At 64.4% G+C, this 13,107-nt stretch carries 12 protein-coding genes; 3 read left to right on the forward strand and 9 right to left on the reverse strand.

The window, feature by feature from the left end:
* Nucleotides 1-89 precede the first annotated feature (89 nt).
* The 3 genes from LGM71_RS25500 to LGM71_RS25510 form a co-directional block, all read right to left on the reverse strand.
* Nucleotides 90-494, reverse strand: a complete 405-nt coding sequence (locus tag LGM71_RS25500; protein ID WP_226117176.1) for a cupin domain-containing protein — start codon at nt 492-494, stop codon at nt 90-92.
* Between the two features lie 4 nt (nt 495-498).
* Nucleotides 499-978 (reverse strand): carboxymuconolactone decarboxylase family protein, encoded by a 480-nt coding sequence (locus LGM71_RS25505; RefSeq protein ID WP_059606201.1) that lies wholly within the window; start codon nt 976-978, stop codon nt 499-501.
* A 148-nt stretch (nt 979-1,126) separates the two neighbouring features.
* A complete protein-coding gene (locus tag LGM71_RS25510) occupies nt 1,127-1,627 on the reverse strand; it encodes an Ohr family peroxiredoxin (protein WP_059606204.1) in 501 nt (166 codons plus the stop codon).
* Between the two features lie 456 nt (nt 1,628-2,083).
* Here LGM71_RS25510 and LGM71_RS25520 point away from each other — a divergent pair, with 456 nt between their 5' ends.
* The 3 genes from LGM71_RS25520 (at nt 2,084) to LGM71_RS25530 (ending at nt 7,062) form a co-directional block, all read left to right on the forward strand.
* A complete protein-coding gene (locus LGM71_RS25520) occupies nt 2,084-4,051 on the forward strand; it encodes an efflux transporter outer membrane subunit (protein ID WP_319000403.1) in 1,968 nt (655 codons plus the stop codon).
* 34 nt (nt 4,052-4,085) lie between these two features.
* Nucleotides 4,086-5,402 carry an HlyD family efflux transporter periplasmic adaptor subunit gene (locus LGM71_RS25525; protein WP_226117183.1) on the forward strand — a complete coding sequence of 439 codons (1,317 nt, stop codon included), beginning with the start codon at nt 4,086-4,088 and terminating at the stop codon, nt 5,400-5,402.
* 103 nt (nt 5,403-5,505) lie between these two features.
* Nucleotides 5,506-7,062, forward strand: coding sequence for a DHA2 family efflux MFS transporter permease subunit (locus LGM71_RS25530; protein WP_059606346.1), 1,557 nt, complete (start codon nt 5,506-5,508; stop codon nt 7,060-7,062).
* Here the strand turns inward: LGM71_RS25530 and LGM71_RS25535 are convergent.
* From LGM71_RS25535 to LGM71_RS25560, 6 genes are all read right to left on the reverse strand, one after another.
* The gene (locus tag LGM71_RS25535; protein WP_226117186.1) at nt 7,056-7,286 is read right to left on the reverse strand and encodes a hypothetical protein; all 231 of its coding nucleotides are present in this window, start codon (nt 7,284-7,286) and stop codon (nt 7,056-7,058) included. The two genes, LGM71_RS25530 and LGM71_RS25535, sit on opposite strands and share 7 nt — an antisense overlap.
* Before the next feature lie 407 nt (nt 7,287-7,693).
* Nucleotides 7,694-8,851 carry a VTT domain-containing protein gene (locus tag LGM71_RS25540; RefSeq protein WP_226117194.1) on the reverse strand — a complete coding sequence of 386 codons (1,158 nt, stop codon included), beginning with the start codon at nt 8,849-8,851 and terminating at the stop codon, nt 7,694-7,696.
* Nucleotides 8,852-8,873: 22 nt separating this feature from the next.
* Nucleotides 8,874-10,145, reverse strand: coding sequence for a DUF3734 domain-containing protein (locus LGM71_RS25545; RefSeq protein ID WP_226117197.1), 1,272 nt, complete (start codon nt 10,143-10,145; stop codon nt 8,874-8,876).
* 10 nt (nt 10,146-10,155) lie between these two features.
* Nucleotides 10,156-10,938 carry a 3-hydroxybutyrate dehydrogenase gene (locus tag LGM71_RS25550; RefSeq protein ID WP_124902551.1) on the reverse strand — a complete coding sequence of 261 codons (783 nt, stop codon included), beginning with the start codon at nt 10,936-10,938 and terminating at the stop codon, nt 10,156-10,158.
* Between the two features lie 15 nt (nt 10,939-10,953).
* Nucleotides 10,954-11,733: an acetoacetate decarboxylase gene (locus tag LGM71_RS25555; protein WP_124627218.1), complete on the reverse strand. Its 780-nt coding sequence runs from the start codon at nt 11,731-11,733 to the stop codon at nt 10,954-10,956.
* 296 nt (nt 11,734-12,029) lie between these two features.
* Complete coding sequence (locus LGM71_RS25560; protein ID WP_226117199.1) at nt 12,030-13,031, reverse strand: bestrophin family protein; 1,002 nt, start codon at nt 13,029-13,031, stop codon at nt 12,030-12,032.
* Nucleotides 13,032-13,107: the final 76 nt, after the last annotated feature.

A 13,107-nucleotide genomic window follows, 5' to 3' on the forward strand; every position in this document is an offset into this window, starting at 1 on the left:
CCAATTTCGTCCGGCGCGCCTGAGCGCGCCTCCGGCAGGTTGAACGTACGGGGCGGGCCCGGCGCTGCCGGGCCTCGACGACGGTCCCGCTATTTCACTGGCGTGAGGACGGGGGCGCCCTTGTTCTTGATCAGGAACACGACGAATTTTGCCGGCTTCGTGCTGCTGGCGTTTCGTCCAACTGTGTGCACGTCCTCCGGGCCCTCGTGGAACGTGTCGCCGGCATGGAGCGTGACCGTCTTGCCGCCGTTCAGGCCCATTACGATGCTGCCGTCGAGCACATAGACGAATGCGTGTGCGTCGTGGCGATGGATCGGGTCGACGCTGCCTGGCGGATAATCCACGATGATCATCTCGACTTCCTTGCCCGGATACTCGGGCAACGGTTCCGTTGTCAGTTGCGTGACCTTGGCTTGCGGTGCGGCGGCGACCGGCTGAACGGGCATCAGCAGCGACAGCGCAAGCGGTGCAAGTGCGAACACGATGCGTTTCATGTCGTTACTCCAGGTTGGCCTTGTCGAGCCCGAACATCTTGTCGAACGAGCCGGGCACGACGCGGAACGCGACGTTCAGCCGGTTCCAGCAGTTGATCGCACCCACGAGGACGGTGAGATCCGACAGTTCCTTCTCGGAATAATGGGCCCGCACGCGTTCGTAGAGATCGTCCGGTACGCCATGCGACGAGAGATGCGTCAGTGCCTCGGTCCATTCGAGCGCGGCGCGCTCGCGCGGCGAAAACAGCGGCGACTCGCGCCAGATCGCGACGTGATGCACGCGCAGTTCACGCTCGCCATGAATCTTCGCCATCTTGATGTGCATGTCGACACAGAACGCGCAGCCGTTGAGCTGCGACGCGCGAATCTCGACGAGCTCGCGCACCGGAACCTCGATCGTCGTCTTCTGAAGCAACCCGTCGAGTTCGACGAGTTTCCTGGTCAGATCCGGCGATTGCTGAAAATAATTGATACGTTGCGTCATGATCCGTTCTCCTGATTGGTGAAAGTGGCACGAGTGGCCGTGCGCATGGCGATGCATCGCACGACCTGCCTGTCAACCATCGTAATAGCCGGTCCAGCGGGCCGGTAGAACCGGGAACGTGCGCACTCTGTTGCCGCTTCGGCACCAATCACGTCGACACGGCGACGACATTGCAGATTCCCTGCCGCGCCATCTTCGAATAGGGGCACAGGCGCTCCGTGTCCCGGACGAGACGCTCCGCGACATGCCGGTTCACGCCCGGCATGCGGATGGTGACGTTGGCGGTCAGCGCATATCCGCCATCGACCGGATCGCGACCGAACGTCACTTCGACAGCGACGGTCGCTTCCCGGATGTCGATCCGGTCGCGTTGCGCGAGCAGGCTCAGCGCGCCGTGAAAGCACGCGGCGTAGCCGGCAGCGAGAAGTTGTTCGGGGTTGGTCCCGCCGCCCGGGCCGCCGAGTTCGGTCGGCAATCGCAGATCGAGGGCGAGACAGCCGTCGTCGGATCGTGCGACGCCCGATGCACGGCCATGACCGGACTGGCCGCCGGATACGGTGACCGTGGTCGTGTAGAGCGCCGCGAATTCTCGTCCGCGGTATTTGTCGAGCAGCGTCAGCGGCGGAGGTTGCAACCTCTCGTTCTCCATATTCCTCCCGGTTGCGTGTATTGATCGGCGCGAGTGTTCCGAGCCCTGCGGATCGGCGCGGCGCGTCGTTTCCCGAAGCGAATCGGCGCAACGGTGCAACGCTTGCCTGCGGGCCGTTCCCCACGACCGTCATCCGAACGATGGCCCCAGCGCTCTTGCATGCTAGGCAAAGACGGATCGTCGGACCAGATCGTTCAGGGATGCATGGTGTTTCCCGCTTCGCACCAATGCGGCGAGAGCGGCGGATGTCGCTCGCATCGAGCGTTCCACGACCGCGGGGACGCAGCCGATTGGTGCCGATGAGGAACGGGAAAGTGTTCCGATGCGGGTCTACCTGCGCGTGAGTGCGGATCCTAGTATGACGGCACGGGAATGCGGGCCGACCTTCGGTTCGCGCATGCAGGCAACCCATCGGTGACGCGACATGCGGCACACCTACGTAATCGGAGGCTCGCGATGGACACTTTGAATATCGATTGGCCGACACTTTCGCACGTACCGATTCGTACGGAACCCAACATCGACGCTGGCGCGCATCTCGTCAGCGAGCGCGACGGGTATGTGCATCACGGCATCTACGTGGGAGACGGCCTGGTTGTTCACTACGGCGGCTTCGATCGTTCCGCGAGGCGGTGTCCGGTGGAATGCATCCCGTTGCGTCGCTTCGCGGCGGGAAACGGCATCCGTGTTCAGGCGGATCCGGACGCCATCTATACCGGAATCGCTGTCGTCGAGCGGGCCTGGTCGCGCCTCGGCGAGGACCACTATCGGCTCCTGACGAACAACTGCGAGCACTTCTGCAGCTGGTGCGTGTGCGGTGTCGGTCACAGCGGGCAGGTACGCCGCGGCTTGCTGAATCCATGGATCGGCATCCGGACATTGATCGCGCTCGTGAAGGGACGCGCGACGACCATGCTTTCAACCGCGTGGCGGTATGGATCGCGCGTGTCCCGAGCCGGCGTGCCGGTGATCGTCGCATCGGCGTTGTCGGCATGCGCGAACTACGCCGGCATTCACGGCGATGCGGCGATGATCGATCCACAGCATTACGCAACGCAATGGAGCCTGCCGTTCGAGCAAGGACATTGGCCGACCGCGGATTGGGCCGATCAGTTCGGTGACGGCCAGTTGAAGTCCTTGATCGACGAGGCACTCAACAGCAGCCCGACGCTCGATCAGGCGCGTGCACGCGTGGCGGCCGCGCAGGCCTACAGCGAATCCGCGCGAGCGGGGACGATGCCGCGCGTCGACGCCAGCTACGCGCTCACGCGCCAGCAGTTTTCCGGAACGGCGCTCGTGCCGCCGCCGTACGGCGGGTCATGGCAGACGGAGAACCGCGGCATCCTGGGCGCTTCGTACGAGCTCGACCTCTGGGGCAAGAAACGCGAGGCGCTGCGCGCGTCGGTGTCCGATCTGCAGGCGAGCCGCGCCGACGCGGAAGCGGTCAGGCTGACGCTCACGACCGCGATCGCGCGTACCTACAACGAATTTGCACGCCTGTTCCTGTTGCACGACATCGCGCAGCGGGAGATCGCCCGGCGCGAGCAGATCGATCGCATCGCCGCGGGCCGAATCGCGACCGGGCTCGATACGCAGGTCGAGCGAGAGACCGCCCGTGCGAATCTCGCGACCAGCCGTGCGTTGCTGAAATCGCTCGACGGCCGGATCCTCGCGGCGCGCTACCAGATTGCCGCGCTGGTTGGCGCCGGTCCCGATCGCGGCCTGGGGATCGCGCGCCCGACGCTCGGCACCGGCAACGAGGTACGCCTGCCCGACAATCTGCCTGCGGATCTCGTGAGCCGGCGCCCCGACATCGTAGCTGCCCGATGGCGTGTCGATGCGCTCGCGCACGGCGTGAAGGAAGCGAAGGCCGAGTTCTATCCGGACATCAACCTGAGCGCCGCGATAGGACTCGATGCGTTCGGCTTCGGCCGTTTCCTGACGGCAGCGAGCCGCACCGCGTCGGTCGGACCGGCCATCCACCTGCCGATCTTCGACGCTGGCGCACTCCGTGCGCAACTGAAGGGGCGCTATGCGGACTTCGATCTCGCCGTCGCGACCTATAACCAGGCGCTCGTCACCGCGCTGAGCGAAGTCGCGACGCAAGTCGCCGACGTGCGTTCGACGGACGCACAGCTGGTCGATGCGCAGACCGCGCAGCAAGCCGCGCTGAAGGCGGCCGCGCTGGCGCTCGTGCAGTACAAGGCCGGTCTCACGAATCAATTGACCGTGTTGAACGCCGACGTCAACGCACTTTCCGCCGATCAGCGCGTCGCGAATCTGCGCATGGACCGCCGCGATCGTCAGATTGCGCTCGCGTCCGCGCTGGGCGGCGGCTTCGTCGACGCGTCATTCGCAGGCGCGGGCACCGTGGCACATGCCGATGCGCGCGTATCGGCCGTGCCCGCTGTCGCCGCGCGCTGAGCGGCGATCCATCGAATCTGCCTGGAGAATTGAAATGAGCGAAATCGATCCCCCGGTACGCAAGCCGGTCGACACACCCCGCGTGAATCGTGATACGTCGCCGTCGGGAGGCGACGATGTCGCAAGCGAAGACGCGACGCGCCGCCGCCGGCTGCTGCTGGCGCTGCTCGGCGTGACGGTCGTGGCGGCGTCGGTTGCCTACACCGCGTACTACCTGACGTTCGCGCGCTACCACGAATCCACCGACGATGCGTACGTCAGCGGCAATCTCGTGCAACTGACGCCGCAGGTGGCGGGTACCGTCGTTGCCGTGAACGCCGACGATACGCAGATCGTGAAGGCGGGGGAACCCGTCGTCACGCTTGACGCCGCCGATGCGAAAGTCGCGCTCGGCAACGCCGAAGCGGCGCTGGGTCAGACCGTGCGGCAAGTGAGCAGTCTCTACGTGAACGACGATCTGTATGCCGCGAACGTCGCGCAGAAGCAGTCCGATCTCGTGCGAGCCCAGGAGGACCTGCGTCGTCGCGTGGCCGTCGCCGATACGGGAGCCGTGTCGGCCGAGGACATCGCGCACGCGCGCGACACCGTGGCGGCCGCGCGGGCGGCGCTCGACGCCGCGCGTCGACAGGCGGAGGCCAACCGCGCATTGACCGACCGCACGACGATCGATCAGCACCCGAACGTGCAGGCGGCCGCGTCGAAGGTACGCGACGCGTATCTGGCGTACGCGCGCAACGTGCTGCCCGCGCCCGTCACCGGCTATGTCGCGAAGCGCTCGGTTCAGGTCGGCCAGCGCGTGTCGCCCGGCATGCCATTGATGGCGATCGTGCCGCTCGACGGCGTGTGGGTCGACGCGAACTACAAGGAAAGCCAGTTGCGCAACATGCGCATCGGTCAACCCGTCACGCTGACGGCCGACGTGTACGGCGGAAAGGTCAGGTATCACGGCCGCGTGGTCGGCTTCTCGGCGGGCACGGGCAGCGCATTCGCGAGCCTGCCCGCGCAGAACGCGACAGGTAACTGGATCAAGATCGTTCAGCGACTGCCCGCGCGCATCCAGCTCGACCCGAAGGAACTCGACGCGCATCCGCTGCGCATCGGACTGTCGATGGACGTCGACGTGGATACGCGCGACGACACGGGCCCGCAGCTCGGCGCGGCGACGAACACGTCATATCGCACGGACGTGTTTGCCGAATACGGCGCACAGGCGGACGCCGAGATCGAGAAGATCATCGCGCGCAACATCGTCATCGGGCGTGCGGGTACGACGGCGCGTGGCGGCGAACCGACGGCTTCCGCCACGCGCGATGCAAAGGGCCCGCGCGACACGACGCGGCGCGCGAGTTGAACCGTCGACCCGGATGCGCGTTGCAGTCGCGTTCCGGTCGATTCAATCATCCGACTGGCCGGAACGATGTGCCGGCGCGGTCGACCTTCGGAGTGTGAGCAAGATGAATTCCTCGACTCAACCCGCGCCGCCACCGCTGACGGGCGGAAAGCTGGTGCTGGCGACGCTCGCCGTCGCGCTCGCGACGTTCATGAACGTGCTCGATTCGTCGATCGCCAATGTGGCGATTCCGACCATCTCCGGAAACCTCGGCGTATCCGTCGACGAAGGCACGTGGGTGATCACGCTGTTCTCGGCGGCCAATGCCGTCGCAATTCCGCTGACCGGATGGCTCACGCAGCGCGTCGGGCAGATCAGGTTGTTCGTGGCCGCGATCGTGCTGTTCGTGTTCTCGTCGTGGCTGTGCGGCATCGCGCCGAACCTGCTCGTGCTGCTCGCCGCGCGCGTATTGCAGGGCGCCGTCGCGGGGCCGCTGATTCCGCTTTCGCAGGCGATCCTGCTGGGTTCGTATTCGAAGGAGAAGAGCTCGACCGCGCTCGCGCTCTGGTCGATGACCGCGACGGTCGGCCCGATCGCCGGTCCCGCGCTGGGCGGCTGGATCACCGACAGCTACAGCTGGTCGTGGATCTTCTACATCAACATTCCGGTCGGCCTGTTCGCGGCCGGCGTGACGTGGATGATCTATCGCGACCGTGAGACGCAGGTGCGCAAGCTGCCCATCGACAAAGTCGGCCTGATGTCGCTGGTCGTATGGGTCGCGACGCTGCAGATCATGCTCGACAAGGGCAAGGATCTGGACTGGTTCAGCTCGCCCGTGATCTGCTCGCTTGCCGTGATTGCGGCCGTCAGCTTCCTGTTCTTCCTGATCTGGGAGTTCACGGCGCGCAACCCGATCGTGGACATTCGCCTGTTCGCGGTGCGCAACTTCCGCGGCGGCACGATCGCGATCTCGGTCGCATACGCGGTATTCTTCTCGAACCTCGTGATCCTGCCACAATGGATTCAGGGCTATCTCGGCTATCGATCGGTGGACGCCGGACTCGTGACGGCGCCGCTCGGGATCTTCGCCGTGCTGCTCGCACCGTTGATGGCGAAGATCATGCCGAAGTCCGACGCGCGGGTGCTCGCGACGCTGGCCTTCGTGGGTTTCGCGGGCGTGTTCTTCATGCGCTCGCGTTACACGACGGGCGTCGACCCCTACACGCTGGTGCTGCCGACCCTGTTGCAGGGTATTCCGATGGCGCTCTTTTTCACGCCGCTTACCGCGATCATTCTGTCGGGCCTCGCGCCCGACCGGATTCCGGCCGCCGCCGGGCTGTCGAATTTCGTGCGCGTGTTCGCGGGCGGTGTCGGCACCTCGCTGATCGCGACCGGATGGAACGACCGGACGATCCTGCATCATGCGCGGCTCGCCGAGCAATCGAGCGTGAACAACCCCGCTTACACGAGTGCCGTCACGCAGCTCCAGGCGACGCTCGGCGGCGGCGTCGATCAGGCGTCGGCGTTTTTCGAACGCACGCTGAATGCACAGGCTGCGATGCTCGCGCTGAACGACATCTTCTGGTTGTCGTCGATCATCTTCATCGTGATCATTCCGCTGGTCTGGCTCACCCGGCCGGGCAAGGGCAGCGGCGGCGGGATCGCGGCAGGCGGTCACTGAACGAGGCCGTTGGCGTCGCGCGGTGGCGATCGCTCGCACGCCGCCGAGCCGGGATGCGCCAAACCCTTGAAGATCGATGTCGGCATGGTGTCCGTCAAAATGATGGACACCATGCGGTCGCATTCGGCGGACCGGGCGGGTCGTTGCAGGAAGCGGCCACACCTTGCGTCAAACGCTTCGTCAAACTGATCAAGCCGTCCGGGGCCAACCAGTGCCTTCGTCATCACGGAAACGCGCCGGATGGCGTACCAAGCGTGCTGACGTCGAACGTCCGTTACGCCGATCTCACTGTCTGTGTCGGGGAATGTGCCCGCCAGGCGCGCAACGGCGGAAGGAACGCTTTATCCGTTACGCGATCGACAGATCGTCTGGCCCCCGGGTTCGAGACAAGCGGCGCAGTCGCCGCATGGCGCAACTGTGGTCGGGAGAGGATGTCAGGTCCGCCGACGATATGACCAAGAAGAGGCGTGAAACCCGGCTAGCGTGGGTCGCGATGCCGAGGTCCGGCACTCGCTGCGTGAGCCGATGGAGGCGCCATGGAGGTGTTGTCCGTCGCCAGGCGAATCGGCGGCCCGACAGGCCGCCAACGGTGCGATACCGCGCTGCCCGGGAACGCGGGCGCGCCACGGCGTCAATACGTGAAGGCTTTCCGCTCTTCCGGGGCGATTGCCGCGTCGTTCATCGCGACCATCGGTTCCACGTCGAAGCCCGCGACGCGCCATGCATCGATACCGCCGGTGAGCGGTAACGCGAGCTTGACACCGGACAGGCGCAACTGCCTGGCCACCGACACGGCAGACGTTTCGTGCGGGCACGCACAATAGATGACGAGCGTCCGGTTCGTGCCATAGCGCTCCATGATCTGGCGCGGCTTGCGTTCATCGCCGATCACCGCGCCCGGGATGACGAACGGATCGAGCATTCTTCGCTCGGCGGAACGGATATCGATCACGGCCGGCCGCGGATTGCTCGCGAGCAACGCATGCAGTTCACCCGCGCTGATCCGCGCTTTCCCGAGGGCGCTTGCCAGCATCCGTCGGCGGCAGTGGCGATACGGAAGATACAACGCCGGTGCGATGCCGATCACGATGAGCACATGCCAGCCAAGACGGGTGACGAGGGCGAAGACCGCGTCGATCTGCGAGGCGAACAGTGTGCCGACGGCCAGACCGATCGACGCCCACAGCGCAATGCCGACGCAGTCATGCAAGATAAAGGCGCGCAACCTGACGGCCATCGCGCCGCATAGCGGAACGGCCACGAGTGACAGGCCGGGTACGAACCGCGCGATCACGAGCACGCGAACGCCCCAACGCCCGAAGAAGCGCTCCGTCGTCCTGACGCACGCGTCGCGCGACGGTGTCAGTTTGCAGACGGTGTGAAGCGTGCGCTTGCCGTACCGTTTTCCACCCTGGTACCAGACCAGGTCGCCGAGCAGGCCGCCAACCACGGCGGCGGCGAGTATCGTCGAGAAATGCAGGAGCGTCGACGACGCGACATGGGTCACGAGCGCGATGCCTGCGCCTACCGTGACCAAGGTCGGAATGGCAGGCAGCGGCAGGCCGAGCGACGACCCGAGAACGTTCAGGAATACGATCAACGTGCCGTACCGCGCGATCATTTCATGCGACATCATGGTGCTCTCCTTGAGGCGGGCGCATGCGCGATCTCGACGATCGGTCATGGCTCCGCCTGAAGCGGTCCTGCAAGGGCGGTACCGCGAGTCGGGAACAGAGCAGGCGGGCCGCCGGTCACGCGTCGCCGGCACGCGGTCGACCGCCCGGCTCACCCGCGGCTGGCGTCGATACGGGTTACCCGGCGACGGACGATTCCTTCTCAGGCGGCAGTTGTTCCGCGGGAGAAGCATGCTTGCCGAGGCTGCCGGCTTCGTCCACGTCGTGCCGATAGCGGTGCACGTCTCGCGTGACGAAGCCGATTTCCCGGCTCGGAATCTCGAACCACTCCGGGTGTCCGAACGAACGGCGAATATCCTCGAGACCGCTCGCCCAATGCTCGCGCATCGTGTCCTTGCTGAACTCATAGTCCTTGTAGTGCCCCTCGAACGTCTTGTTCTTGTAGATCAGGTGCACCACGTTCACGGCACTGCCATCCGCCGTTTTCTGAGCTTCCCGCAGCAGCGGGTGGGCAAGCCGCACGTGTTCCGGAATGTGTTCGAGCAGCGCCTTGATCATCTGCGCATGTTTCTGGTTCTGCGACATGAACGCGGTGATCGCGCGCGTGCGGCTCGAATACTGAATGTCCTTGGTGCGCTCGCTGACATCGAGGAAGTTGCCCGGCAACTTGCCGCGCGAGCTCCACAGATCGAGCTGGAAGACGAGCGTGTCCTTGTGCTGGCTTTCGCGGATGATCTCGGTGAGCGGCGTATTGGAAACGAGGCCACCGTCCCAGTAGAACTCGCCATCGATCTCGACGGCCGGAAAGCCCGGCGGCAGCGCACCGGACGCGATGAAATGCTCCGGCGCCAGGCGCATTTTCGTATTGTCGAAATAGACGAGATTGCCCGTTCGCACGTTGACCGCTCCGACGGAAACGCGAATGTTTCCGTCGTTGATGCGGTCGAAGTTGGCGTACCGCAGGAGCGTTTCACGCAACGCCGACGTGTCGTAGTAGCTGACCTGATCGGGACGCTTTGCGCCGAATCCGGCGAAAGGCACGTGCGTGCGCGGCGAGAAGAATCCGTTCTGGCCTTCCATCAGCGTTCGCGTGGCGGCCCATGCGCTCGACCACCTGCGCCCCACGTCGGCAAGCCCGGGCCACGCCGACATGCACGCGCCGACGTGAGCGAGCGGATCGCCCGGCTGACTGATGGTGTTCCAGAAGCCGCGGAGTGCATCCGTGCGGTCCGCCGGCGCATTGCCGGCGATAATCGCCGTATTCAGCGCGCCGATCGATATGCCGGCGATTCGCGTCGGCTCCACGCCGACTTCGGCCATGCCTTCATACACGCCGGCCTGATAGGAGCCGAGTGCGCCGCCACCCTGCAGCACGAGTCCGATTTCGTCATACGCGGGCAGCTTGATGCGATGGGGCTGCTTCAGCTTGTTACGCTGGCTCGAATACATGGTGTTCTCCTTACTGCATGAACCAGCCGTGGCTGACGACGATCGATTGTCCGGTGAGCGCGTTCGACTCGAAGCCGGCCAGGAACGCAACCGTGTGCGCGACATCGGCCGCCGACGTGAATTCGCCGTCGACGGTCTCTCTCAACATCACGTCCTTGACGACCTGCTGTTCGGAGATGCCCAGCGCTTTCGCCTGCTCCGGAATCTGCTTGTCGACCAGCGGCGTCCTGACGAAGCCCGGGCACACGACATTGGCGCGTACGCCGCGTGGCCCGCCTTCCTTCGCGACGACGCGCGCGAGACCGAGCAGCCCGTGCTTCGCGGTCACGTAGGCGGACTTCAACGGCGAGGCCTCGTGCGAATGCACCGAGCCCATGTAGATCACCGTGCCGCCCTTGTTCGACGCGTACATGTGCCTGATGACGGCACGCGTTGTCAGGAATGCACCGTCCAGGTGAATGGCCAGCATCTTCTTCCAGTCGGAAAATGCGTAGTCCTCGATCCGGTTGACGATCTGGATGCCGGCGTTCGACACGAGCACGTCGATTCCGCCCAGCCGGTTCACCGTTTCGGCCATGCCCGCATCGACGGCTTCCTCGCTGGTGACGTCCATCGCGATCGCCAACGCCTTCCCTCCGCTCGCGACGATATCGTCCGCAACCTTGCGCGCGGCCGCGAGGTTCAGATCGGCGATCACGACCGTGGCGCCGTCCGCTGCTAGCTTGCGTGCGCACAGATCGCCGATACCGCTTGCCGCGCCCGTCACGAGCGCGACCTTGTCATTCAGTGCCATACGTCCTCCGGAGGTTTACTGGTTGACCGCGAGCTTCAGCGACGCGGCGGGGGCGAGGTAGTCATGGGCCACTTCGCCGATATCGAGTGTGAGATGTGCGATGACGTGGCGCGCGCCGATCACCTTGCGAACCGGCAGGTCGGCAACCGACGCGAGCGCATGCGGATGCAGTTCGAGCGCGGCAGGCCCCTCCCATGCGCCGATCACGTCGACATCGCGCAGGAAGAAGCGCACCAGTTCGCAGATGCGCGCGGTGCCGTCGACGTGCGGAATGACCTTGAGCAGATAGTTGGGCGTGCCGGCGAGCTTGCGGCGCTCGGCTTCCGTGTCGAGCGCGCGGTACTTGTAACCCATCGTTCCGGTGGCGATGCGCTGCGTGCCGTAGTCGAGCGTGCCGAGCAGCGTGTCCTTGCCGTCGACGCAGAGCCGCGGCGACGCCAGTTTCTTGGGAAATCCCCAGATTTCCCGTCCGGCGGCGATGGGGCCTTCGTCGTCGAGGTACATCGCATGCGTGAAATTGGCTCGCGTGCCGTCCTCGTCAAGAACGGAGATCACCTGACCGCTTTCGGTGTAGTCACCGAATCCCGACGAATCGGGCATCCGGATGAACTCGTAATGGACGACGGCCTGGTCGACCGTCAGAGGTTCCGGGACGACGGCCCGGAGGGCGTCCATGTCCGTCTCGTACGAGATGATGAAATACTCCCGATTGACGAAGCGGAAGGGCGGACGCGGATACGCCGGGTTGTGCACGGGCATCGCGAATGCGTTGCTGCGGATGTCTTCTTCTGTCACGGATCGTTCCTCGGTTGATGAGGTGCTGGGTCACACCCATGGCAACAGCCTTGGCTGCCGCGGCCAATGACGCGCGACGACGCGACGCGGCGCAGACGGCCGCGCGGGTCGCACGTTGCACTTGCGGTGTCGTGTCCGTTTCCCGGAGGGGATCGGGCATGCATGCACGGCCACCGTCATCGCCAAGCGTAGGCGATGTGCTCGTGCGGCAGTAGCGTCGCGACGGACCTCATCATGTTGTCTCGGCGACAACAATCGACGAACGGAGGATGGCGAAACGAAAAACGTGTGACGCGCTACAGCGCGATGATGGTGCGGCTCGACGGATCGCGCGCATGTTCACCGAGCATCGCTTTCAGATCGCGCTCGATCGTGCTGCACAGCGTCGAAATGGGCACGTCGTTGGCGCCGCCTTCGAACGGGTTCTCCGTGCTTTCGCCAACCTGCTCGAGCGAGGTGTACATCCAGGAAACGGCGACGCTGCACGGCACGACCAGCCAGACCATGTTGCCGTGCATGAAACCGCTGACGCTATCGTTCAACCGGTTGAATTCGTTCAGAAGACCGAACGGAAGCGACAGGCAGAAAAACCGGACGAACAGGGAGCTGACGGTCGCATACTGACGCGGGTAGGGAAAGTTCTTGAAGCGTTCCGATCTTGCCTGGAGATCGATGAAATCGCCGACGGTTTTCTGAAGCTCCATGTAAAAGTTCGAATTCAGATGCCCGGCCATGTGAAGCGTCCGGAGCGAAGTGCCCTGCAGGCTCAGCACGAACGTTGCGATGCAAGCCGAGGAGAGCGACTGTTCCGTTTCGGTCGAGGAGAGGTACTTCGGCAACAATTCGCTGATGTCCTTTTCCCACTCCGGAACACGATAGAACCGGCGGTACTCTGCGTTGTAGCGTTTGTTCGTGCTTTCCCAGATGCGCGGGCGGCGCAGGTCGTAGCGCAGCGCGGTCAGCCACGCCAGGTGGCGATCGACGAGTGTTCGGGCGATCTCGTCATCGGTGACGAAGTCGCGGACGAATTGGCCCCAGCGCCGGCTCGTGCTCAGGATATCCGTCCAGATGTCCAGCGCGTCCATTGCGCGGTTGTAGGTTTGGACGTTCTTGAAGCCGACGATGAACGACGTCGCAGTTCCGAGCAGAACCACGATCGTCAGGGGGATCGACAGCCACGTAACGGAGAAAAACTTGTACAGGACAACCGGAACGGAACCGAAAACGAGCAGCTCGTAAATTTTCCAGCGCGTCCAGATCAGGAACTCCGACAGTTTGTACGATTTCCCCATGTGCATTTTATTTGCCTCATCGTTGAGTCAGGTGGGTGACGAAGACGGCGTTCGAGTCGCGTGCGATCGTTCGTCGACATCA

The sequence above is a fragment of the Burkholderia sp. AU33545 genome (assembly GCF_020419685.1).
Taxonomy (GTDB): Bacteria; Pseudomonadota; Gammaproteobacteria; order Burkholderiales; family Burkholderiaceae; genus Burkholderia; species Burkholderia diffusa.

Excerpts from the sequence above, each read along its gene's own strand:
- LGM71_RS25500 (WP_226117176.1), bottom strand. The coding sequence starts at position 494 with ATGAAACGCATCGTGTTCGCACTTGCACCGCTTGCGCTGTCGCTGCTG.
- LGM71_RS25505 (WP_059606201.1), bottom strand. The coding sequence starts at position 978 with ATGACGCAACGTATCAATTATTTTCAGCAATCGCCGGATCTGACCAGG.
- LGM71_RS25510 (WP_059606204.1), bottom strand. The coding sequence starts at position 1,627 with ATGGAGAACGAGAGGTTGCAACCTCCGCCGCTGACGCTGCTCGACAAA.
- LGM71_RS25520 (WP_319000403.1), top strand. The coding sequence starts at position 2,084 with ATGGACACTTTGAATATCGATTGGCCGACACTTTCGCACGTACCGATT.
- LGM71_RS25525 (WP_226117183.1), top strand. The coding sequence starts at position 4,086 with ATGAGCGAAATCGATCCCCCGGTACGCAAGCCGGTCGACACACCCCGC.
- LGM71_RS25530 (WP_059606346.1), top strand. The coding sequence starts at position 5,506 with ATGAATTCCTCGACTCAACCCGCGCCGCCACCGCTGACGGGCGGAAAG.
- LGM71_RS25535 (WP_226117186.1), bottom strand. The coding sequence starts at position 7,286 with ATGACGAAGGCACTGGTTGGCCCCGGACGGCTTGATCAGTTTGACGAA.
- LGM71_RS25545 (WP_226117197.1), bottom strand. The coding sequence starts at position 10,145 with ATGTATTCGAGCCAGCGTAACAAGCTGAAGCAGCCCCATCGCATCAAG.
- LGM71_RS25550 (WP_124902551.1), bottom strand. The coding sequence starts at position 10,938 with ATGGCACTGAATGACAAGGTCGCGCTCGTGACGGGCGCGGCAAGCGGT.
- LGM71_RS25560 (WP_226117199.1), bottom strand. The coding sequence starts at position 13,031 with ATGCACATGGGGAAATCGTACAAACTGTCGGAGTTCCTGATCTGGACG.